Source organism: Virgibacillus sp. CM-4 (genome assembly GCF_000445495.1).
GTDB classification, from domain to species: domain Bacteria; phylum Bacillota; class Bacilli; order Bacillales; family Amphibacillaceae; genus Virgibacillus; species Virgibacillus salexigens.
This window is the reverse complement of sequence record NZ_AUQA01000002.1, coordinates 239,742-260,836: the sequence shown is the minus strand read 5'-3', so window position 1 is coordinate 260,836 and position 21,095 is coordinate 239,742. Positions and strand designations below refer to the sequence as shown.

General features: G+C 36.2%; 25 protein-coding genes and 1 riboswitch. Of the genes, 21 read left to right on the top strand and 4 right to left on the bottom strand.

All coding sequences use genetic code 11. The features are described from left to right. Positions 1-57 precede the first annotated feature (57 nt). The 4 genes from M948_RS25195 (at position 58) to M948_RS25180 (ending at position 3,042) form a co-directional block, all read left to right on the top strand. Positions 58-240 (top strand): cold-shock protein, encoded by a 183-nt coding sequence (locus M948_RS25195; protein WP_021289136.1) that lies wholly within the window; start codon positions 58-60, stop codon positions 238-240. Positions 241-427: 187 nt separating this feature from the next. Continuing rightward, a complete protein-coding gene (locus tag M948_RS25190) occupies positions 428-1,951 on the top strand; it encodes an acetaldehyde dehydrogenase ExaC (protein WP_021289135.1) in 1,524 nt (507 codons plus the stop codon). A 21-nt stretch (positions 1,952-1,972) separates the two neighbouring features. Then, positions 1,973-2,326, top strand: a complete 354-nt coding sequence (locus M948_RS25185; protein ID WP_021289134.1) for a DUF779 domain-containing protein — start codon at positions 1,973-1,975, stop codon at positions 2,324-2,326. Positions 2,327-2,601: 275 nt separating this feature from the next. Beyond that, the gene (locus M948_RS25180) at positions 2,602-3,042 is read left to right on the top strand and encodes an IDEAL domain-containing protein (RefSeq protein WP_021289133.1); all 441 of its coding nucleotides are present in this window, start codon (positions 2,602-2,604) and stop codon (positions 3,040-3,042) included. A 58-nt stretch (positions 3,043-3,100) separates the two neighbouring features. Here the strand turns inward: M948_RS25180 and M948_RS25175 are convergent, their stop codons facing one another. The 3 genes from M948_RS25175 to M948_RS25165 all read right to left on the bottom strand — a co-directional run bounded on the left by M948_RS25175 (position 3,101) and on the right by M948_RS25165 (position 6,873). After that, positions 3,101-5,119 (bottom strand): penicillin-binding transpeptidase domain-containing protein, encoded by a 2,019-nt coding sequence (locus M948_RS25175; RefSeq protein WP_021289132.1) that lies wholly within the window; start codon positions 5,117-5,119, stop codon positions 3,101-3,103. Between the two features lie 110 nt (positions 5,120-5,229). Further along, positions 5,230-6,174: an LCP family glycopolymer transferase gene (locus tag M948_RS25170; RefSeq protein ID WP_021289131.1), complete on the bottom strand. Its 945-nt coding sequence runs from the start codon at positions 6,172-6,174 to the stop codon at positions 5,230-5,232. Between the two features lie 111 nt (positions 6,175-6,285). Then, positions 6,286-6,873 (bottom strand): class D sortase, encoded by a 588-nt coding sequence (locus M948_RS25165; RefSeq protein ID WP_021289130.1) that lies wholly within the window; start codon positions 6,871-6,873, stop codon positions 6,286-6,288. A 377-nt stretch (positions 6,874-7,250) separates the two neighbouring features. Between M948_RS25165 and M948_RS25160 the strand changes: the two genes are divergently transcribed. The 10 genes from M948_RS25160 to nagB all read left to right on the top strand — a co-directional run bounded on the left by M948_RS25160 (position 7,251) and on the right by nagB (position 14,008). After that, complete coding sequence (locus M948_RS25160; RefSeq protein ID WP_021289129.1) at positions 7,251-7,826, top strand: TasA family protein; 576 nt, start codon at positions 7,251-7,253, stop codon at positions 7,824-7,826. 90 nt (positions 7,827-7,916) lie between these two features. Then, a complete protein-coding gene (locus M948_RS25155) occupies positions 7,917-8,483 on the top strand; it encodes a TasA family protein (RefSeq protein ID WP_021289128.1) in 567 nt (188 codons plus the stop codon). Between the two features lie 129 nt (positions 8,484-8,612). After that, positions 8,613-9,401: an amyloid fiber anchoring/assembly protein TapA gene (tapA, locus tag M948_RS25150; RefSeq protein WP_021289126.1), complete on the top strand. Its 789-nt coding sequence runs from the start codon at positions 8,613-8,615 to the stop codon at positions 9,399-9,401. Beyond that, on the top strand, positions 9,401-9,979 hold the full coding sequence (sipW, locus tag M948_RS25145; protein ID WP_021289125.1) for a signal peptidase I SipW: 579 nt from the start codon (positions 9,401-9,403) through the stop codon (positions 9,977-9,979). Before tapA ends, sipW begins: the two co-directional genes overlap by 1 nt. A 24-nt stretch (positions 9,980-10,003) precedes the next feature. Further along, a complete protein-coding gene (locus M948_RS25140) occupies positions 10,004-10,657 on the top strand; it encodes a hypothetical protein (RefSeq protein ID WP_041203035.1) in 654 nt (217 codons plus the stop codon). Positions 10,658-10,782: 125 nt separating this feature from the next. After that, positions 10,783-10,867, top strand: a riboswitch (cyclic di-GMP riboswitch). Between the two features lie 26 nt (positions 10,868-10,893). Continuing rightward, complete coding sequence (locus tag M948_RS43115) at positions 10,894-11,016, top strand: anti-repressor SinI family protein (protein WP_148530708.1); 123 nt, start codon at positions 10,894-10,896, stop codon at positions 11,014-11,016. A 73-nt stretch (positions 11,017-11,089) separates the two neighbouring features. Beyond that, positions 11,090-11,416, top strand: coding sequence for a helix-turn-helix domain-containing protein (locus tag M948_RS25135; RefSeq protein ID WP_021289122.1), 327 nt, complete (start codon positions 11,090-11,092; stop codon positions 11,414-11,416). Between the two features lie 309 nt (positions 11,417-11,725). Next, the gene (locus M948_RS43425; RefSeq protein WP_021289121.1) at positions 11,726-11,887 is read left to right on the top strand and encodes a hypothetical protein; all 162 of its coding nucleotides are present in this window, start codon (positions 11,726-11,728) and stop codon (positions 11,885-11,887) included. 212 nt (positions 11,888-12,099) lie between these two features. After that, on the top strand, positions 12,100-13,302 hold the full coding sequence (gene nagA, locus M948_RS25130; protein ID WP_021289120.1) for an N-acetylglucosamine-6-phosphate deacetylase: 1,203 nt from the start codon (positions 12,100-12,102) through the stop codon (positions 13,300-13,302). Further along, entirely contained in the window at positions 13,283-14,008 is a 726-nt protein-coding gene (gene nagB / locus M948_RS25125; protein WP_021289119.1) for a glucosamine-6-phosphate deaminase, read from the top strand. Before nagA ends, nagB begins: the two co-directional genes overlap by 20 nt. A gap of 308 nt (positions 14,009-14,316) precedes the next feature. Here the strand turns inward: nagB and M948_RS25120 are convergent, their stop codons facing one another. Then, positions 14,317-14,955, bottom strand: a complete 639-nt coding sequence (locus M948_RS25120) for a YigZ family protein (RefSeq protein ID WP_021289118.1) — start codon at positions 14,953-14,955, stop codon at positions 14,317-14,319. Positions 14,956-15,115: 160 nt separating this feature from the next. Here M948_RS25120 and M948_RS25115 point away from each other — a divergent pair, with 160 nt between their 5' ends. From M948_RS25115 to flgM, 7 genes are all read left to right on the top strand, one after another. Next, positions 15,116-16,255 (top strand): sensor histidine kinase, encoded by a 1,140-nt coding sequence (locus M948_RS25115; protein ID WP_021289117.1) that lies wholly within the window; start codon positions 15,116-15,118, stop codon positions 16,253-16,255. 131 nt (positions 16,256-16,386) lie between these two features. Next, the gene (locus M948_RS25110) at positions 16,387-17,079 is read left to right on the top strand and encodes a response regulator (protein WP_021289116.1); all 693 of its coding nucleotides are present in this window, start codon (positions 16,387-16,389) and stop codon (positions 17,077-17,079) included. Between the two features lie 214 nt (positions 17,080-17,293). Next, entirely contained in the window at positions 17,294-18,136 is an 843-nt protein-coding gene (locus M948_RS25105; protein ID WP_021289115.1) for a DegV family protein, read from the top strand. 82 nt (positions 18,137-18,218) lie between these two features. Beyond that, on the top strand, positions 18,219-19,601 hold the full coding sequence (locus M948_RS25100; RefSeq protein ID WP_021289114.1) for a DEAD/DEAH box helicase: 1,383 nt from the start codon (positions 18,219-18,221) through the stop codon (positions 19,599-19,601). Next, positions 19,602-20,273, top strand: a complete 672-nt coding sequence (locus tag M948_RS25095) for a ComF family protein (protein WP_021289113.1) — start codon at positions 19,602-19,604, stop codon at positions 20,271-20,273. A gap of 37 nt (positions 20,274-20,310) precedes the next feature. Then, a complete protein-coding gene (locus M948_RS25090; RefSeq protein ID WP_021289112.1) occupies positions 20,311-20,715 on the top strand; it encodes a TIGR03826 family flagellar region protein in 405 nt (134 codons plus the stop codon). An 89-nt stretch (positions 20,716-20,804) separates the two neighbouring features. After that, positions 20,805-21,071 carry a flagellar biosynthesis anti-sigma factor FlgM gene (flgM, locus tag M948_RS25085; protein ID WP_021289111.1) on the top strand — a complete coding sequence of 89 codons (267 nt, stop codon included), beginning with the start codon at positions 20,805-20,807 and terminating at the stop codon, positions 21,069-21,071. Positions 21,072-21,095: the final 24 nt, after the last annotated feature.

Genomic DNA, 21,095 nt, shown 5'->3' with positions numbered 1-21,095 from the left:
TTCTTTATTAAGAGGAAAGGCGTATAATAGAAGTGTTACAGGAAAGGAGATGCTTTCATGTCATTTTCACGTGGACCAAAAGAGCCGGTTCAAAAAGTGGAAACAAATGTCTGGTCATGCACGAGTGACAATTGTCAAGGTTGGATGAGGGAATCGTATAGTTTTGAAGATGAACCAAGGTGTCCATTATGCCAATCTTCCATGAAGCAGGAAGTAAGAGTACTTCCTGAGGTTAAATAGCATGCCACAGTATCTCTAAATAAAAGGTTGTTCGGTCTACCCCCTGATAAGTAAATCAGGGGTTTTTTATTTCAATTTTCTGTGGTCGAAATGTTGGAATAATTTAGAACATATTGTTATATTTTTTATAGAGGTTCATACTAGATCTCACCATAAGTGAGCTTTGGAAAAGGAGGAGAAATCATATATGAAATATGCAAATCCGAACACAGCAGGTGCTGTGGTAGACTTCAAGGAAAAGTATGATAACTTTATTGGTGGAGAATATCGTCCACCTGCAAATGGGAAATACTTTGAGAATGTGAGCCCGGTTACGGGAAAGGTATTTTGCGAAATGGCAAGATCTACAAAAGAAGATGTAGAGGCAGCTTTGGATGCTGCACACGAAGCAAAAGAATCATGGGGAAAAACCTCCGTAACAGAACGGGCATTGATGTTAAATAGAATTGCTGATCGTATGGAAGAAAATTTAGAGAAGCTAGCAGTAGCTGAATCATGGGACAATGGAAAGGCAGTAAGAGAAGCCTTAGCAGCAGATATTCCACTTGCAATCGATCATTTCCGTTATTTTGCTGGTGTAATTCGTGCCCAAGAAGGTGGAGTCAGCCAAATCGATCATGATACGGTTGCCTACCATTTCCATGAACCACTTGGGGTAGTTGGGCAAATTATTCCATGGAATTTTCCATTACTTATGGCAACATGGAAGCTTGCACCAGCGTTAGCAGCAGGAAATTGTGTGGTATTGAAACCCGCAGAACAGACTCCAGCATCGATTCATGTTTGGCTGGATTTAATAAAGGATCTCATACCTGATGGAGTCGTGAATGTCATCAATGGCTTTGGAGTAGAGGCAGGGAAACCACTAGCATCGAATAGTAGAATTGCTAAAATTGCCTTTACTGGTGAAACAACAACAGGGCGCCTAATTATGCAATATGCTTCGGAAAACATCATACCTGTAACTCTGGAACTTGGGGGTAAATCTCCAAATATCTTCTTTGAAGATGTTATGGCCAAAGATGATGGTTTCTTAGATAAAGCAATAGAAGGTTTTGTCATGTTTGCCTTGAACCAAGGTGAAGTCTGTACATGCCCATCACGTGCACTCGTCCATGAATCCATTTATGACGAATTCATGGAACGTGCGATTGAGCGAGTAAAACAAATTAAGATTGGTCATCCGCTTGATACGAACACAATGATGGGAGCTCAGGCATCCCAAGAGCAAATGGAAAAAATCCAATCCTATCTTGATATTGGTAAACAAGAGGGTGCTGATGTTTTAATTGGTGGGAATGTGAATAAGCTAGAAGATGAAGAGCTAGAAAATGGTTATTATGTGGAACCAACTATCTTTAAAGGTGAAAATAATATGCGTGTTTTCCAAGAAGAGATATTTGGCCCGGTATTATCGGTCGCAACTTTTAAAGATAAAGAAGAAGCCATGTCAATTGCTAATGATACCTTGTATGGCCTAGGTGCCGGTGTATGGACGCGTGACATGAATACTGCTTATCGATTTGGACGAGGTATTGAAGCTGGGCGAGTATGGACAAATTGCTATCACCAATATCCTGCGCACGCTGCATTTGGTGGCTATAAAAAATCAGGAATTGGAAGAGAGAATCATTTAATGATGCTTGGACATTATCAACAAACGAAGAATTTATTAGTAAGTTATAGTGAACAGCCGGATGGATTATTTTAACTTTAATGAAGGGGTGATAATGTGATTAAACGAGTAACAGCAACAGATGAAGCCCTTGATTTAATAGAAAAATTAAAAGCAGTTCATGGTGATTTAATGTTCCACCAATCTGGAGGTTGCTGTGATGGCAGTTCACCAATGTGCTACCCACGAGATGAATTTAGAGTAGGGGAATCTGATGTATTATTAGGCAGTATAGGGGAAACCCCTTTTTACATTTCTAAAGATCAATATGCGTATTGGCAACACACACAGCTGATCATAGATGCAGTTGATGGTAGAGGCGGGATGTTTTCACTTGAAGGACCAGAAGGAAAACGGTTTTTAACAAGATCACGCGTATTTAGCGAAGCAGAACAAATGGAATTAAATTGAGAGAGGTTCCGCGATACATGCGGACCTCTTTTATGTTTGCTAAATCGCCTTATACATTATTTTAAGTTGCTTATCTAGGTATATATCCTCTTGTAGTAAAAAAGTAGTTATTTTGCGCTAAATTGAGAATATTCTAGTATTTCTAACTAATTGTTCTTTATTAAGTCAATAAACCCGTATTTGGTTGTTTGAATTTGCAGAATAATCGTTTATACTGTCATTAGATGTTCTTATCTAAGAACAAAATAAATCGATTTTAATAAGGAGGCAGTAAAATGCGATATGCTAAAAGTAGTAGGCCAAATAGTATTAAATTCGATCAAGATTATCTTTATGTTAACATAAGAAACATCGATTTTTCCTTTAATTATAATGGTAAAACTTTTACCTATGTTCCATCAGCAGGAAAGGAAATAATTATCAATCAAAAAACGTTAGCACTTGAGAATGCTCGAACTCTATTTGCCTTTGGACATCGAACAGAGACCATCTATTTAAATTTATCCTATTTATTACACATGCCTAGCTTTGTAAAAGAGCTGAATATCATTTTAGCAAATAGAGATTACGCTATTAAAACAGCTGCCTACGCCTCTAATTATACAAACGATTTAATCATTGACCAATTAGAACAATGGAATGTGAAGCGATTAATTGATAAAGCGCTAGATAATAAAGATGAACATGCATTTAATGAGTTACTTAAATTACTTTAAAGAAGCAAAGCAAAAAGGAACTCTCAAGTAAGAGAGTTCCTTTTTGCTTTGTGCTAAACTAGTCTTTCAATTTGTTTAAAATTTCTATCGCTTTTTTAGTAGTATGACCACTTCCACTGCGTTCCTTTGTTTCCTCAATCATCATCGAAATTAAAATATCTTGTTCTTTTGTTGGATAACCAACAAACCAACCATTTTCTTCCCCTTCCCCTTCTGTAGTTAGTTTTAACTCAGCAGTACCGGTTTTTCCGGATAGATCAAAGTTGGCTTCATCTGCATAAGATGCTGCTGTTCCATTTTCTACTACATCTCGTAAATCACTACTTATCCGTTTCGCTTGTTCCGAAGTTAATAAATCTTCTTTCCATATTTGTGACTTTTCCTCATCAGCAAGAAATGTTGGTTTAATCATATCTCCACTATTTATAAAGGTGGTATAAGCAGCAGCAAGATGTAAGGAACTCATTTCGATTTCGCCTTGTCCATAACTCGTGTTTGCAAGCAATACTTCATCATCTAAATTTCCAGAGGATGAAATCGTTGAAGCTGTAATAGGATATTCGTATGGAATATCTTCGCCAATACCAAAGTCTTTCAAACCTGTTACATAAGCTTCAGATCCCATATGAACTGCCTGCATGGCAAAGTAAATATTATCTGATCGCACAAGCGCGTCATGTAAGTCGACCGGACCATTCGATTCGGATACTCTAGTAACCTCATACTCTCCCCAACCTTCTCCATTACTCCATGTCAATCCATTAATTTTTAATCCTTCTTCTGGATCAATGGAGCCATTTTTAAGGCCAATTGCAGCTGTGATTGGCTTCATAACAGATCCAGGGGCATACGTAGAATAGAAACGATTAAGTAATGGATTACGTTCATCATCTTCTAACTTTTGCCACAGGTTAGGTGTTGTTCCGTAGAGAATTTCGTTAGGATCAAATGATGGACTGCTTACTAATCCAAGCGTTTCACCTGTTTTAGGATCAAGGACAGTCGCACTTGCCATATCCCCATCTAATGTTTGATATATTTTCTCTTGAACATTAATATCGATTGTGAGCTTAACATTCTCACCATCTTTAACTTCTGTCTCTGCAAGTACTGTTTCTTTTCCATCTTTGCTTACAACAATCTTATTTCCTTTTTTTCCTCGTAAACGATCTTCATATAATTCTTCTAATCCCCGTTTGCCAATGACATCGGATGCTGCATATTCTCCAGGTTCTTGCTCTTTCAGTTCTTCAGCTGTAATTTGTCCAATATAACCTACTAAAGATCCAACAGCTTCCCCACCTGGATAGATACGTCCAGTAGATTCTTGTCTAGTAATCCCATTGATCTCTACTAGCTTATTCCAAAGTGCTTCTTCGGTTTTGGGGATTTTTGCAATTGGTACAAATAAATTTGGCTCTACCCAACTTGCATTTAGTTTTTCATCGATTGCCTCCACTGAAGTGCCGAGTAGTTCTGCTATCTTTTTCTTATTTTGTTCAGAGTTTTCACCTAACTTTTCCGGTATAATTCCAATTTCATAAATGGTGTCGTTCATTGCTAAAGGCATATTATTACGATCACGAATCTCTCCGCGAGCTGGGGCAGTTGACTGAATAGAAATTTCTCCACCATTTTTCATTTCTGGAAAGATAAAGCCAGGGTTCCATGCAATATACCAATTTTTATTTTCATCTTCTCCCTGTTGAATAAGATTCGCTTTATAGTCAAAGGATATTGGCCCAGCAATGGTTTCCATGCTCACATGAAAGGGAATTGTTACTTTTCCTTCATCCATTGCTGTATCGATGGCTTCTTCACTTAATTTATCAAATTCTACGTTAAGCTTCGAGACATTTAAATCTCCATATATTTTATTATACCTGTCCACATATTCTTCAGTTGAATACGTGTCGGCTGCATCGGAGTGAAGCATTTTATACATGGAATCAAACTCCTGTTCGTTCCAATGGTTTACATACGTTTCGAAACGATCATTTGGTGTAGCCTCGTCCTCTGAACATCCAACAAGCAAGCCAACAAAAAGAACGAAGAAACTTGCGAATAATTTTCTCATAATGACCCCCTATTTCATAACATAATCACATCAATTATCAATCATATGAACGTGAAGCAACATGGATGAATGATTCATCCATGTTTTACCACGTTTTTATCTATATGAAGCTATTTTTCATTCATATGCTCTTTAATCTCTGTTGTAATACGATTGAATTCTGAATCAGATACGACGTAATACCACCGTTCTGGCTGACCAAAGCGTTGCCCATTACCTTCTATCTCCATAGAAGTGATATTTTTTCTTGTTCCACGATAATTACTAAATAGTGTTTGCATGTCATCCATATCAAGGTTTGTTTGGACATTATCACCTAGAATAGTAAGGATATCCCCTACTTTTGTAATGCTGGAAAAACGAGCGCCTTTATTAATTGCTGCTGTAATGACACTTCGTTGCCGTTCGTTTCTGCCTAAATCCCCACGTGGATCATCTTTGCGCATGCGAATATAGTCAAGAGCTTGTTCCCCATTTAACTGAACTTCCCCCACAGGAAACTGAGATCCACCTTGAGAAAATGCAGTATCATTAGTTACTGTAACGCCTCCGAGTGCATCGATACCTTGTTTAAAGCCTTCCATATTGACCTGTGCATAATAATGGATGGGAATATCTAGATTATCTTCTACGGTTTCTACTGAAAGTTCAACACCACCAAATGCATATGCATGGTTAATTTTATCTTTACCTCGTCCAGGAATCGTTACATAAGTATCTCTAGGAATACTTAGCATTTTAATCGCATTTGTATTCGGATTAAGGGATAAAAGCATCATCGTATCAGATCTTCCCTTATCACCAGATCTTTCATCAACACCAAGCAGTAGAATATTTACTGATTCTGTATTATTAAAGACAGCTTCTAATTCTTGCTGTTGTTCTGGGTCCTTATCTCTTTCAAGTGGGTTATGCATGGATTCAACGGTATCGCCAATTTGATCCCAAACATAAAATAAGAAGCCACCAATGACTATAATGAATGCAAGTACAATACCACCAAGCCAAATTGGCCACCTACGTTTTTTTTTATGTTTTTCGACTCGTGACTTCAATTGATTCACCTCTTTATTAACTTAGTGACAGCAATGTTTGAAAATAAAAATAATTCATTGGTAAATTATATCGAAAATAGTGATATTCGTCTATGTCTTATTTCACAACTATTAATTGTTTATTGGTATTGCAGTAATAATATAACGATCAGGGGCATTTCCGACGTAAGAAAATGGATAACACGTAGTCAAGGTTAGTACTTCCTTGGGAGCTGTTGACATGATAATAGAACGATTATCTGCATCAACTACTTTGGTATCTGTAATTCTATAGGTGAAATCACCATAGGGTACTTGTATTGTTAAATGATCCCCAACCGTTAGTTCACCCATTCTTCGAAATACGGTATCCCGATGACCAGATAATACAATTTGGTCTTTTTGTTTAGGGTAAGCAGTCCCCTCATAATGGCCAACACCTTTTTCTAGTTCGTCTTCATCCGTTCCTTCAACAATAGGTAAGTCGGCTTCTAATTTTGGTATATGTAAGATTCCAGCTGTTTCTCCTTTTGCAGGTGTAAAAGCCTTTTTAATATTGTCTTTCTCTAAACTTGTTGTACTTGAATTAGGTTGTTTCACTAAATCTTTAGCCTTTGTTAAAGATGCCTCCTGCTGTTTTTCTGTCGTATACCATTGATAGCCGCCAAAACATAAAAAAACAAAACCAATTGAAATAAGCAGCAAGGCAAATTTTTTCATAGAGATACTCCTTACACATTTTCTTTAAGTATATAAAAAACATACATGGAATAAAAGCTGAAATGGTTGAAATAAAAAAAGCGCCGTAGATTTCTATTCCGATCTTAGTAAAGAACAAAAAAATAAAAAACTTATTAAATTTAAGTAAATAGGAGTTATTAAAAGTATTTTGTTCGTTATATAGAAATAAAGCTTGTTTTTCAATGTTTTCAATCTAAGAAAAATGACCTATACTGCAAGTGTTGTTCGTTATAAAAAACGATATGACCGTATAAGAGAACAACATATTAAATTGAAAAGGGAGGATAGCGGGGGAGTTTTATGAAGAAATATGATATTTGCTTTTATTTTATATTTTATGATAGAGGAGGAAAAAAATGAATTTTAAAAAGAAACTGGGAATGGGTATTGCTACTGCTGTGTTAGGAATTGGATTAATTGGCGGAGGTACGTTTGCATATTTCAGTGATCAAGAAGTGGTTGATAATACATTTGCTGCAGGAACCTTAGATTTAGGGGTTGATCCGACCATTGCATTTGATATTGAAAATTTAAAACCAGGCGACTATATGACTCGTTCTTTTCATATGGCAAATGAAGGGACATTAAATATTGGGAAAGTACTAATGAACACCTCAGCATCTGGAACAGACGAATTTAAAGATCATTTACGAGTGGATTTTCTAACAAGTGATGGAAAACCAATTAATGATTTAAGTGGAAAAACTATTGCTGAATTAGAAACAATGGATCAACTCGATATTACACCAGGTTTTTGGATATGGTGGCCATTTGTAAGGGAAGGGGAAGGAATTCCAACGGGAACCGATGATACCATTCGTATTAAAATAACCTTTGTTGATAATGGAGAGGATCAGAACTTCTTACAAGGAGCGGGATTAGATGTTCAATTTCATCTAGAAGCAGAACAGACGGATGGAGAACGGCGTTAAAGTAGTTGTAGAGGAAGAGAAGCTATGCTTCATACTTCCTCTACATACTTCTTCCACACAACAGCATTAATTAGAAAGTGAGGCAATGGCATGTCATTAAAACAAAAAATGGCAATGAGCATGGCAACAGCATTACTTGGAGTGAGTTTAATTAGTGGAGGAACTTATTCGTATTTCAATGATCAGGAAGAGACAATGAATACGTTCGCAACAGGATTATTGGAATTAGGAATCAATAAGCAATCGATTATTCAAATGAAAGATATTGTACCCGGTGACACGATGGAAAGTGACTTTACCTTAACCAATGATGGAACGATTGACATGAGAGAAATACAATTTCTTACCGACTATAAAGTTATTGATAAAAGTGAGAATAACAATGGGGATAATCTTGCTGATTATATACATGTCGAACTACTACATCATGTGAAAGGGAAAGAAAAGGTTGTTTTTCAAAAGAAATTATCTGATTTGAAGAAGAAGCCCTTTCCTATATTAGATGCATTTCCAACCGGGGGGAATCAAGAGAAGTTCTCGATTCGTTGTACATTTGTGGATAATGAAGGAAATCAGAATCATTTCCAAAGGGATTCTATAGAATTGACATGGATATTCGAGGCAAAACAGCGAGAGGGAAAGTCAAATGTCCAATAAAACCAGATTAATAGCGGAGGGAAAGTTCTGTTCCCTCCGATGTGTCATATATTTAAACGTAAAACAATTATGTTATCCGTTTAAATATATGACACAAAAATGGCAAAGAAAAAAGGTGGGAAGGGCGTCATGAGAAGAAGTAGATTAAATAAATATAAGAAAAAATTTTTTGGCTGGTATCTCATCCTTAAGATTGTTCTCTTATGTTATTTTATTATTTTTCTAGGAAGCTACATGACTTCAAGCACAACGGCCCATTTTAATGATAGGGAGAAAATGAGCGGAATTATAGAATTAGACAATTGGGAAAAAACACCAGAACCACAAAATAACGTTTTGCTGACATTTATCAATTCCCATACGCAAAAAAACAAATCATGTGACTCGACCATGTTAAAGACAAAAATAAGGAATGATGGCCAGGGGGATATGTTGAAATCGGCAACGTATAACGTATTTTATGCTGAACAAGGGACTCCCAGAAAACATGGTGAAAGAGTGAATCTTGAGAAAGACAAAGGCAGTGTTACGGCCTTAAAGCGTACAGAGGTAACTGAGCTAACTGTAACTGTAAGTCGTCCAGGGATTTACCAATTTTCAGTTATACAAGCGGATGGTCAAACAACGTGGAGTGAGAAAATAATCGTGCAGTGCCAGGAAAAAAGCGATCAGCACGGGGAGTCACAAGAAAGAAAAAAGGAAATCGACAAAGATAAATCTAGTACGGAGAACCCAATTGAAGAAAAAGGAAATGAAAAAGAACAGGACTCAAAATCAAACCCTTCAACTGAACAACAGCCAACCTCTCCAGAGAAACAAGCTGAAACATCAAATGATAAGAAAATTCAAAACCAAGGAAAACAACCCAGTGAGGCAGCAGATTTAAAAGAAAAAGAGGCAAATAAGGAGGAAGATTAATGAGAAGTAAAACATGGTTTAAATGGTCTAATCATATCATAACAGCCATATTATTTATCATGTTGATAACTGTTGCAGGTATCGTAACCGTTACTAAAATAACAGGCGGTGAACCAGAACTATTTGGCTATCAGTTGAAAACCGTGCTATCTGGATCCATGGAGCCGGGGATCCAAACAGGCTCTATTATTGCTATTAAAATGGTAGAAGATGGTTCTAATTTCCAAGACAAAGATATTATTACATTTATGGAGGAAGATAATAAATTAGTGACCCACCGCATAACAGAGGTAACGGTAACAAAAAACGGTGTCGTTTATAGAACCAAAGGAGATAATAATAACGCAGTGGATACAAGTCCAGTTTTGGCAGAGAATGTCGTAGGGATTTACCATGGATTTACAATTCCTTATCTTGGTTATTTTATCGATTTTGCACAATCGCCGAATGGGAGTATTTTATTATTAATTCTTCCAGGAGTGTTGTTGTTAGTTTATTCAGGATTTTCGATTTGGAGAGCATTGGCCCAACTGGAAGATACCAAAAAATCGGATAATGCCGAAGTTAAGCAGCAGTAGGCATGAATAGGCGAGGTAGATAAGATGAGGTATAAAGTTCTTTTGTTGTTAATACTCACTTTTGTTCTTACATGGTTTGGAATACATCGACAGTTCATCGCTTATGCTGATGATTCGTTATCGATGGAAATTACCCCAAATAAGATACTATTTGATATTGAAAATATGAAACCAGGGGATTGGGCTCCTCGTACTGTTGAAGTGACTAATAATGGTGCTAACTCATTTGATTATTCGGTTGTGCTTAAAAATAAAGGCTCTGAGAAACTTTTTAATCAATTAGACATTCATGTGAATAGTGGAAATAAAGTATTTTATGAAGGGAAATTACATGAATTTAAACAATTAACATTTCAAGATTTGTCCCCTTCGGATCAACAAGAGGTAACATTTACGGTACGCTTTCCTGAACACCTTGGAAATAACTATCAAGCATTGAATACTACATTTTCACTTGTATTTATAGCAGAAGGGGAAGGGAATAGCACGGATGAACAACATATCGTAGGCAAAGTTAATAGTGATAATAATGGGAATAATGACGGAGGAACGCTTCCAAATACAGCGACAAATATATTTCTTTATGTAACACTTGGCTTTATATTCATTGCTATCGGCGGGTTTTTATATCTTATAATAAGGATGATGAAAAGAATGAATGTATCATCAAAGCTATAGTTGTACAAAAACTCGACAAGTAGTCTCAATTTTTAAATTCAACGTTACAAAACTAGTTGAATTATGACAAAACAAGCTAGAGATTACATACACTTAATATAGTATGATAGTCATAAAGAAAGGTGGACAGAAAAAGGCAAACGTGCTGAAAGGTACGGGCGCAAAGTCACAGATCTAAAACATACATGTTATGATGGCTGGACTTCCTGGATATTAATTGGGGGATGATAACGTTGATGAAGCAAGTATCGTTAGATTCAGAGTGGGTAGAATTAATAAAACAGGCCAAAAGTATGGGGATACCTATAACAGATATCCAATTATTTTTACGTCATACGCGTAAAGGAAAGAATACCTGACCTTGAACGAGAAATGGTTATAGTATATCTCACCTGATTTATGGTATAATCCGACTTGAAAGAGGGTGAGAACTTGATCGGTGAAAAAATAAAAAAATTACGGAAAAACCAGAATATGTCTATTTCAGAATTAGCTGAAAAGGCTGGAGTTGCTAAATCTTATTTAAGCTCAATTGAACGCAGTATACAAATTAATCCATCGATCCAGTTTATCGAAAAGATTAGCAAAGTCCTAGGCGTCTCCGTAAATGAGTTAATAAAAGAAAATTCTAAAAAGCATCATGAGGAATTGGACGATGAGTGGCTTGAAATTGTTCAAGAGGCAATGGAGTCTGGAGTGTCAAAGGAACAGTTCAAAGAATATCTGGAATTTAACAAATGGAGAATAAATAAAAATTGATTGCCACGGCTAAATGCTTGTGGCTTTTTTATGATTTGAAAAAGAACTATTAAAGACTTTAGGCGCTCTCCGTTACCATTTTCTTCGGTTCTTGCATAGGATAGAGGAGAGGGAGAAAGAACTTCGGTGGTTTTTGTTTAAATTTAAAAATCGACATATGGGTCAGAAAAAAGGCATCATTTACGTATGTTTTATTAAAATATCGTTAAATTTTCAAAAATACGACATCGTTCGACAGATCATTGTCTTGTTTTATGTTATAGTGCTATTTATCTATAATTTAATGAAAAGGTAAAGGGCGGGAATATAATGGGCGAGCAAGAGAAGTATAAGAACTTGCTAAGAAAAGTAATTCAAGAAACAGAAAATCATAAAATACAAACTTCCGAAGAAATGGTGAAAGCGTTAGTTCATGAACTTGGCAATAACCAATTAACGAAGCTTCCGCAACAGCAGTCATTCGCGGATTAATAAAAGCAGTGTTTTCTTTCTACATAGAAAACACTGCTTTTTATATCCATAAATTATGGTAAAATAGACCTTGTTAAAAAAAGCTTTACGTAAAAGCATTGTTATGGAAGTGAATGATGGAGAAAATAAAGTCAGTGTATTTCACGTTTATTAGACATTCCCTGTTGGTTGTGCTACTTTAATGAAAGTGAAGGAAAGGTTGGTTGTTATAAATGGTGCAGACTATCCCTATTTTTATTAAAAACATATCGATTTATGCGGAAAATGAAATGGTGAAATCAGGTTCCATTTTACTAATGGATGGAAAAATAGAGGCTATTTATTATTCAGATAATCAGCCAAAAAGTTTACCAGATCATGTGCAGATTATAGATGGGAACAAATTAAATGCGATTCCAGGATTCATTGATGGTCATATTCATGGTGCGAATGGTGCAGACGTAATGGATGCTACAGAGGAAGCGTTAGATACAATGGCTTCTGTACTGCCTAAAGAAGGTACGACGAGCTTTTTAGCAACAACGATTACGCAGTCACCGGAAAATATAGATCAAGCGTTACGAAATGTTGCCCAATATTCGAGTAAAGCTGGTCAGGCAGAAATAATTGGTGTGCACTTAGAAGGACCATTTATAGAAAAGAAAAAGGCTGGGGCACAGCCAATGGAATATATTGTTGAACCGAATGAAGATGTCTTTGAAAGATGGCAAGCTATATCTGGAAACTGCATTAAAACAATTACAATGGCACCAGAGCTGGATCCGGAAGGAGTATTTATAAAAAGACTAGCAGATGCTGGGATAAATGTTTCAGCGGGACATACAAATGCAGGTTTTGACACAATAAAAAAGGCCGTTGAGTATGGCGTCAGTCAACTTACTCATTTGTGTAATGCAATGAATGGAATACATCATCGGGATATTGGGGCAGTAGGTGCTGCGTTTAAACTCGAAGACTTACGTGCAGAATTTATAGCAGATGGAATTCATGTTACGGATGAAATGCTGCAAATGATTTATCAAAATATGGGCAGTGAAAGACTTATTTTAATCACAGATGCGATGCGGGCAAAGTGCTTGCCTCCAGGTGGATATGAATTAGGTGGACAACCTGTTAATGTTACTTCTGATCGAGCATTATTAGCAAACGGAACTTTAGCTGGAAGTATCCTGAAGATGTATGAAGGTGCCCAACAAATGCTTCATTTTAGTGATGTTACTATTGACAATATTATTGAAATGACGGCGAAGAACCCAGCTAAGCAAATTCATATGTACGAATCAAAAGGTAGTATAGCAATCGGAAAGGATGCAGATATTTTATTAGTTGATGATAACTTATCAATAAAGTATACCATTTGCCGAGGAGTAGTCGCTTATAAGGAGGATACAAAGGATGGAATTATTAAAAGTTAGCAATTATGATGAAATGAGTGAACGGGCATGTTCATTTATCATTGAAAAAATAAATCATACATCATTACCGGTGTTAGGATTAGCCACTGGATCAACGCCGGAAGGTTTATACCAACATTTAATAAGATCTTATCAAAATGATGAAGCTTCATTTAACCATGTACATACATTTAACCTAGATGAATATGTTGGACTGCCCAAAGCTGATAAAAATAGCTATGATTACTATATGAATGAAAAATTATTTAAACACATAGGTATTCCGCGTGAACAAACACACCTGCCAAACGGGAATGCTCCTGATCTCAAGCAAGAAGCTTCAGATTACGAGTCGCTTATCCAACAAACGGGAAATGTAGATATACAAATTCTTGGACTTGGTTTAAACGGTCATATTGGATTCAATGAACCAGGAACTCCATTTTCAAGTAGAACCCATGTTGTTGATTTAGATGATTCTACTCGTGAAGCCAATGCACGCTTCTTCTCATCCATTAATGAAGTTCCTGAGCAGGCAATCACGATGGGGATTGAAACAATCATGGAAAGCAACGAAATTATTTTATTAGTCTCCGGAGAAAGTAAAGCAGCAGCACTTGCAAGGTTGATGGACGGTGAAGTATCGGAAGATTTCCCTGCCTCTATCCTTAATAGGCATCCAAATGTACGAATAATAGCGGATGTAGCTGCGTGTTCATCTTTATAATTTTTTACAACCGAAAAGCAAGTCAAAGGTAGTTTAGATAAAGAATAATCCGAACGATTTATCTGCATATACGAGTATATTTGGCAGGTAGTTCGGATTGTTCGTTTTTTAATTCCTAACGAATAGCGTTGTCGTAAATTATAGCAAGTGAAAAAGGCTTGGCTCCAGTGGGAACCCTTTGGTTGTGATCATCCACACGGATGAGTGGTTATACTTACCCGATACCGAGTCAGTTGAGACCGTGCTCGGGAAAAGCACGGTCTATTTCAGATTTAGAGCTATTCGTTTAGGTTATATCTCAACATCTTTTACGTCGCTCTGTCTATTTCAATATACGTTGTATCTGTGTTTTGAATAGTTGCTTGATCACTTGTAAGTTCAATGATCATTTCTTTAAACGTATGTTCTTCCCCAATAGTTACATAGACAATAAATTCAACTTTATCACTATAATTGATTGTTTCAACGATATGCTCGGACTGACGTAAAGCATGTTCTAGTTTTCCAGATAAAGTATAATCAACAGTTATTGAAAAACCCTGCATGCGTTGTCGTTGGATAACACCTGTTGTTTTGATTGCTTGTGTAGTGGTATTTCCATAAGCCCGAATTAATCCACCTGCACCAAGTTTAATCCCGCCAAAGTAACGTGTTACGACTACGACAGTATCTTTTAATTGCTGTTTCTTCAGCACCTCTAAAATAGGAACACCTGCAGTACCACTTGGCTCGCCATCGTCGTTCGCTTTTTGAATTTGGTCATGCTCACCGATTAAATAGGCAGAACAGTTATGAGTTGCATCGTGATGCTTTTTTTTAATCCCCTGAATAAATGCTTGAGCTTCTTGTTCTGTTTCTACTCGTTTAACATAGCCTATAAATCGCGATTTCTGGATAATGATTTCATCATTCCCTTGTTTTTTTACAGTGAAGTAGTTATCTAACAACTTGCATTCTCTCCCTTTTATCAAGCATGATAGAATTAGAACTAAAAAGTTAATATAATTGAGTAAAAAGGTTCATTATAATTAATCCGTAAGTATGCTAAAAGACCCTATAAAAAATATGAATAGTTGCGTATAATTATAACATAGGTTGGTGGAAGAAATGGCGCAGAGAATTAGTGATAGAGCATTAGATTTTATCATTAACGAAATGATAGAAGTAGTAGAAAACAGTAAAGACGAGATTTTTAATATAAGTGAAGAAGCTAGACAAGAGCACGAGCACCTCATCAAAGAATTAAAAGAGACAAAGGTCAAAGTAGCGCAACATATTGATGATGGAGACCAGCTAGAGCAAAAAGTCAGATTTTCCAGGCAACGATTAGCCGAAGTTAGTAAATATTTTGATCGCTATTCTGAAAATGAGATCCGAGAAGTTTATGAGATGACTCATGCCATGCAAACAAAATTAGCGGTTCTGCGTCAAGAAGAAAGTGTACTGCGTGAAAAACGAGATGATTTAGAGCGACGATTAATTTCTTTAAGTCAAACGATTGAGAGAGCAGAAGGATTAGCTGGAAAAATTTCCGTTGTACTAAATTATTTACATGATGATTTCCGCCAAGTGAATGAAATGATTGAAGAAGCAAAAGAAAAGCAAGAATTTGGTTTGAAAATTATCGAAGCCCAAGAAGAAGAGCGTAGAAAAATATCTAGGGAAATTCACGATGGACCAGCACAGATGCTTGCTAATATATTATTACGGTCTGAAATAGTAGAACGTACTTTCCGGAAACGAGAAGTGGATCAAGCATTAAGTGAAATAAAGAGTGTACGAAAAATGATTCGCTCTTCATTGTATGAAGTTCGGAGGATTATTTATGATCTCAGACCAATGGCCTTAGACGATCTAGGATTAATCCCAACGATAAAAAAATATGTCGCGACCATTTCTGATTATCATGATCTCAAGATTGAATTTAACTCAATGGGTGAAGAAATGCGTTTAAACCAAAAATATGAAATCGCATTTTTTCGGCTAGTTCAAGAAGCTTTACAAAATGCTGTAAAACATGCAGAAGCTTCATTAATTCAAGTTAAACTTGAAATAGGTAAGAATAATTTAACCATGGTGATTAAGGACAATGGCAAAGGATTCGATCCTGGGATGAAACGTGATAAATCTTTTGGTTTAATTGGTATGCGTGAACGTGTAGAGATGCTAGAAGGGACAATGGAGATTAATTCTAGTATTGGAAAAGGTACAACTATATTAATTAAGGTTCCCTATGTGCCTTCTTAAAGGTATAATAGGTAAAATAAAAGTACTAACTACCTTATAAGATTTTATAAAATATAGATAAAGAACTGTTCTATCATAGTAAACTACTAGGGTAAATAAATAGAATATATGATGTAGGAGGAACATGTAGAATGAATACAGAAAGAAAAATAAGTATTGTTTTAATTGACGACCATAAGCTTTTTCGTGAAGGTGTTAAAAGAATATTAGACTTCGAACCTAGCTTTGAAGTTGTAGCTGAGGGGGACGATGGAACAGTAGCTGCTAAGTTAGTTAAAGAAAATAACCCAGACGTTGTTTTAATGGATATAAACATGCCAAATATGAACGGCGTTCAAGCTACATCTGATCTTGTTCGTTACTTTCCTAATACAAATGTAATCATTCTCTCCATCCATGATGATGAAAGCTATGTAACCCACGCTTTAAAAACAGGTGCACAAGGATATCTATTAAAAGAGATGGATTCAGATGCATTAATTGATGCAATTAAGGTAGTGAGTGATGGAGGTTCTTACCTACATCCTAAAGTAACACATAATTTAGTAATGGAATATCGTCGATTAGCTAAAGAGAATTCATCGAATATTTCAGAGAATGGGATTGAATACCGTAAACCATTACATCTATTAACAAAAAGAGAATGTCAAGTGTTGCAATTATTAGCAGATGGAAAGAGTAACCGTGCTGTAGCAGAAACACTTTATATTAGTGAAAAAACGGTGAAAAACCATGTTAGCAACATCTTACAAAAAATGAATGTTAATGATCGTACACAGGCTGTTGTTTCAGCTATACGTAAAGGATGGGTGGAAGTAGTCTAACAACTATTTCTTTTGATTGTTATGGTTCTCGTTCTTGTTCCTTATAAATATGATAGATACTATACTCTAAGATTTCATATCTTAGAGTATTTTTTATGATATGCATCATCTTATTAATGCATTTTTTTTCGTGTTCATGTAAAATAAACATGTCTATGTACTTATAAAAGTGAAAGCTTTATCTTTAATGCTTAAGAAAGAGGAGAAGGTTTACATGAAAGTTGCTGTAATGACTGACAGCACAGCATATATAACCAAAGAAATTCGTGATCAATACGAAATTCATATGGTACCACTGAGTGTCCAATTTGAAGAGGAATCATATCAAGAGGAAATCGATATAACAACAACCGAATTTTACCGAAAATTAAAAGAATCAAAAGACCTGCCGAAAACATCTCAACCTTCCATTGGATATATTACAAAAAAATTAGAAGCATTAGCTAAGGATTATGATGCTGTCATCTCGATTCATCTATCGAGTGGCATTAGTGGTACCTATCAGGCTGTTGCTAGTGCTGGTACGATGGTAGATGGAATTGATGTTTATACGTATGATTCAGAAATAAGCTGTATGGCACAAGGGTTTTATGTGCTAGAAGCGGTTGAAATGATTCAAATGGGGAAAGAACCTGAAGAAATTTTTCAACGGCTCGATCAAATGAAAGAATCGTTGTGTGCTTATTTCATGGTAGATGATTTAAGTAACTTACAACGAGGTGGACGGCTAAATGGTGCCCAAGCTATTGTTGGAAGTCTATTACAGGTAAAACCTATATTACATTTTGTTAATAAGGTAATTGTCCCCTATGAAAAGATTCGTACAAAGAAAAAAGCTATTAATCGCATTCTTGGCTTACTTGAAGAGGACGCTGCGAAAGGAAATAATTTAAAGGTAGTTTTTATTCATGCAAATAGAAAAGATGCAGCTATTGAATTACAATCTTCCTTCCTAGAGAAATATTCGGAAATGGATACTTCTATCAGTTATTTTGGTCCGGTTATAGGTACGCATTTAGGTGAAGGAGCCCTAGGAATTGCATGGTATAGAAAATAATGAAAGCAACGTACTGCTGGGAAATCCGGCAGTACATATTAAAAGGAGTTGATGCCACCTGGAAAAAGATTGTATTTCTTCTATGGAACATGTAAAGTTGTATTGTTCTGGAAAACTATTATTACGAAATGAAATCCCTCTTCAAGAATCTCAATTTCAAACATACCTTTCTCAAAATCTCATTCTTCCTGTTCCATCTATTGTTATAAAAAACATGTTTATTCGAATATGTCAGCGATGTGGAAATCAGCGAAAGTCGCTTTTTGCTAAAACAGTCTATTACGACAACTATACGGTCGATTATTATTGTCGTAAATGTATTGAAATGGGAAAAGTTACTGAAAGTAAACCTCTCTATCGCTGGAATGGAAAACAACCAATTTGGAAAAAACATAAAGCAGCATGTACATGGGAAGGAAAGCTTACCTCTGCTCAAACTGTGGCAGCAAACGAAGTAGTCCAAGCTGTTCAAAACCAAAAACAACTTCTCATCTGGGCAGTTTGTGGAGCAGGAAAGACAGAGATGCTTTTTCATGGAATCGAAGAGGCACTCCGTCTAGGGAAAAGAATATGTATAGCTACTCCTAGAGCAGATGTTGTTCGTGAATTAGTTCCCCGTATGCAAACAGCCTTTTCTTCTATTGATATACAAGGACTCTATGGCGAGAGTAAAGATAAAACTGGAACTAGTCAAATTATTATTTCAACTACGCATCAATTAATACGTTTTGACCAAGCTTTTGATGTCATGATTATTGACGAATTGGATGCGTTCCCATTCCATGCCGATCCGTCTCTTCCTTATGTTGCCAAACGTGCTACCAAGCTGAAAAGTACAACTATTTATTTAACTGCAACCCCTCGACGTAAACAACAATTTGAACTAACGGCAAAGCGCTTACCTCATATTTTCGTAGCCAAACGATTCCACGGATACCCACTACCAGTTCCTTCATTAAAAATGTGTTTTCCCTTACGAAAAGATCTTAGTAAAAACAATTTACCCCGAGCTTTTTCACAATGGTTACAGAAAAGAGAAAGAAAAGGACGACAACTGCTTATCTTCCTTCCTACGATTGAGTTAACAGAGAGATTAGTACCTAAGATAACCGGTTTGTGTAAGTGTTATCGTATGATTTCTAGTCATGAACAAATCGCCGCAGTTCATGCATCGGATCAAGATCGCGCGAGCAAGGTTAATCACTTTCGGAATGGAAAAGTCAAGGTTCTACTGACAACGACAATACTAGAGCGAGGTGTAACATTTCCTTCTGTAGATGTAGTAGTCATCGATGCAGGACATCATGTTTTTGATAAGGCAGCACTTGTACAAATTGCTGGAAGAGCAGGTAGAAGTGCATCTGATCCAACAGGAGAAGTAGTTTTTTTTCACGATGGAAAGACCAAGGCAATGAATGCAGCGATTCAATTAATAAAAACAATGAACAAACGAGGGGGCTTTTAAATGCAGTGCCTTTGGTGTGGACAATTTATTATACAAGAACTGTCATGGGGTAGTCTGATTCTTCCCAAACGTAAATCACTGTGTGAAGAATGTAATCTGCGTTTAATCCAATTGGAAGATAAGCGCTGTTTAAAATGTAGTAAAAATTGTAAAGCAGCGCTTTGTACAGACTGTTCCAATTGGAAAGCTCATCAAAATACACTGCAATTTAATTATTCTATATTTACGTATAATGAGATGATGCAGAAGATGGTTAGTCGATGGAAGTATCGTGGGGATGCTTATTTAGGGAATGCGTTTAGAGGAGATATGGTGTATTCTTTCAAAAAGCGATTCAACTTTATAAAAAAACATGCAGTGATCGTTCCTATTCCTATTAGTAGGGATAGGTTAAGCGAACGAGGATTCAACCAAGCAGAAATGCTTGCTGGTTTTCTGCCAATGAAGATCATGCCAGCTTTAGAGAGAAAAGATAGTGAAAAACAATCAAAGAAAACACGAAAGCAACGAATAAATACAACCAATCCGTTTTCCTTGAAAATAGCTATTAACAAACCCGTTATTCTTGTCGATGATATATATACAACGGGGAGTACGTTAAGGCATGCATCAAACAAATTAACAGAATATGGTTGTCCGGAAGTTTATGCATTTACACTTATCCGAGGATAAAATAGTGTGTTAAACTTTAAAGAAATGAGGGAAATTCATGTCTGAATTAGCAAATTGCACAAGATGTGACCGCTTATTTGTCAAGGGAATTCGAAACGTTTGCTTCAACTGTTATAAGGAAGAAGAAGCTAGTTTTCAAACTGTTTCTTCGTTTTTACGTAAACAACAGAACAGGCAAGCAACCTTAGAAGAAATCGTTGATGAAACTGGTGTAGAAGAACAACTGATCATTAAATTCATAAAAGAAGGACGACTTCATCCAGCATCGTTTCCCAATTTAACATATCCTTGTACGCATTGTAAGAAACCAATTTCTTCTGGGAATGTATGCAAGCAATGTTCGGAAGCGTTAAGGAGGGACTTGGAATCATTTGAGGAACAGGAAAAACGAACAAATCAAAGCATGGAAAAGAGAAAGACATATTATATGTTTGATTCATAAATCGTTTAACAATTTCTTAAGATTGGTCGATATAAATATAGAATCAAAAGCACGGGAATATAAACGAGCTATTAACGAGGTGAATGCGAATGAAAATTAATGGACCAAATCAAACAAATTTTAATCCGTATAAACAGCATTTACAAAAACAAATAGAATCCAAGCAAGCAATGCGACAAGATCAGCTGGAAATTTCTAAGCAAGCGAAGCAGCTACAGGAAGAAGAGAAATCCAATCCTATAAGAGAAGCTCATGTCGCGAAAATAAAAGAAGCAGTGGAAAGTGGAGAGTATAGGATCAATTACGAGAAAACGGCTGAAAAAATGATGGATTATTGGTCTGGAAAAGAATCGTAATAGTAAGTCAGTAAGGGGGGATTT

Excerpts from the sequence above, each read along its gene's own strand:
- M948_RS25195 (WP_021289136.1), top strand. The coding sequence starts at position 58 with ATGTCATTTTCACGTGGACCAAAAGAGCCGGTTCAAAAAGTGGAAACA.
- M948_RS25190 (WP_021289135.1), top strand. The coding sequence starts at position 428 with ATGAAATATGCAAATCCGAACACAGCAGGTGCTGTGGTAGACTTCAAG.
- M948_RS25180 (WP_021289133.1), top strand. The coding sequence starts at position 2,602 with ATGCGATATGCTAAAAGTAGTAGGCCAAATAGTATTAAATTCGATCAA.
- M948_RS25175 (WP_021289132.1), bottom strand. The coding sequence starts at position 5,119 with ATGAGAAAATTATTCGCAAGTTTCTTCGTTCTTTTTGTTGGCTTGCTT.
- M948_RS25165 (WP_021289130.1), bottom strand. The coding sequence starts at position 6,873 with ATGAAAAAATTTGCCTTGCTGCTTATTTCAATTGGTTTTGTTTTTTTA.
- M948_RS25160 (WP_021289129.1), top strand. The coding sequence starts at position 7,251 with ATGAATTTTAAAAAGAAACTGGGAATGGGTATTGCTACTGCTGTGTTA.
- M948_RS25155 (WP_021289128.1), top strand. The coding sequence starts at position 7,917 with ATGTCATTAAAACAAAAAATGGCAATGAGCATGGCAACAGCATTACTT.
- tapA (WP_021289126.1), top strand. The coding sequence starts at position 8,613 with ATGAGAAGAAGTAGATTAAATAAATATAAGAAAAAATTTTTTGGCTGG.
- sipW (WP_021289125.1), top strand. The coding sequence starts at position 9,401 with ATGAGAAGTAAAACATGGTTTAAATGGTCTAATCATATCATAACAGCC.
- M948_RS25140 (WP_041203035.1), top strand. The coding sequence starts at position 10,004 with ATGAGGTATAAAGTTCTTTTGTTGTTAATACTCACTTTTGTTCTTACA.
- M948_RS43115 (WP_148530708.1), top strand. The coding sequence starts at position 10,894 with ATGAAGCAAGTATCGTTAGATTCAGAGTGGGTAGAATTAATAAAACAG.
- M948_RS43425 (WP_021289121.1), top strand. The coding sequence starts at position 11,726 with ATGGGCGAGCAAGAGAAGTATAAGAACTTGCTAAGAAAAGTAATTCAA.
- nagA (WP_021289120.1), top strand. The coding sequence starts at position 12,100 with ATGGTGCAGACTATCCCTATTTTTATTAAAAACATATCGATTTATGCG.
- nagB (WP_021289119.1), top strand. The coding sequence starts at position 13,283 with ATGGAATTATTAAAAGTTAGCAATTATGATGAAATGAGTGAACGGGCA.
- M948_RS25115 (WP_021289117.1), top strand. The coding sequence starts at position 15,116 with ATGGCGCAGAGAATTAGTGATAGAGCATTAGATTTTATCATTAACGAA.
- M948_RS25110 (WP_021289116.1), top strand. The coding sequence starts at position 16,387 with ATGAATACAGAAAGAAAAATAAGTATTGTTTTAATTGACGACCATAAG.
- M948_RS25105 (WP_021289115.1), top strand. The coding sequence starts at position 17,294 with ATGAAAGTTGCTGTAATGACTGACAGCACAGCATATATAACCAAAGAA.
- M948_RS25100 (WP_021289114.1), top strand. The coding sequence starts at position 18,219 with ATGGAACATGTAAAGTTGTATTGTTCTGGAAAACTATTATTACGAAAT.
- M948_RS25095 (WP_021289113.1), top strand. The coding sequence starts at position 19,602 with ATGCAGTGCCTTTGGTGTGGACAATTTATTATACAAGAACTGTCATGG.
- M948_RS25090 (WP_021289112.1), top strand. The coding sequence starts at position 20,311 with ATGTCTGAATTAGCAAATTGCACAAGATGTGACCGCTTATTTGTCAAG.
- flgM (WP_021289111.1), top strand. The coding sequence starts at position 20,805 with ATGAAAATTAATGGACCAAATCAAACAAATTTTAATCCGTATAAACAG.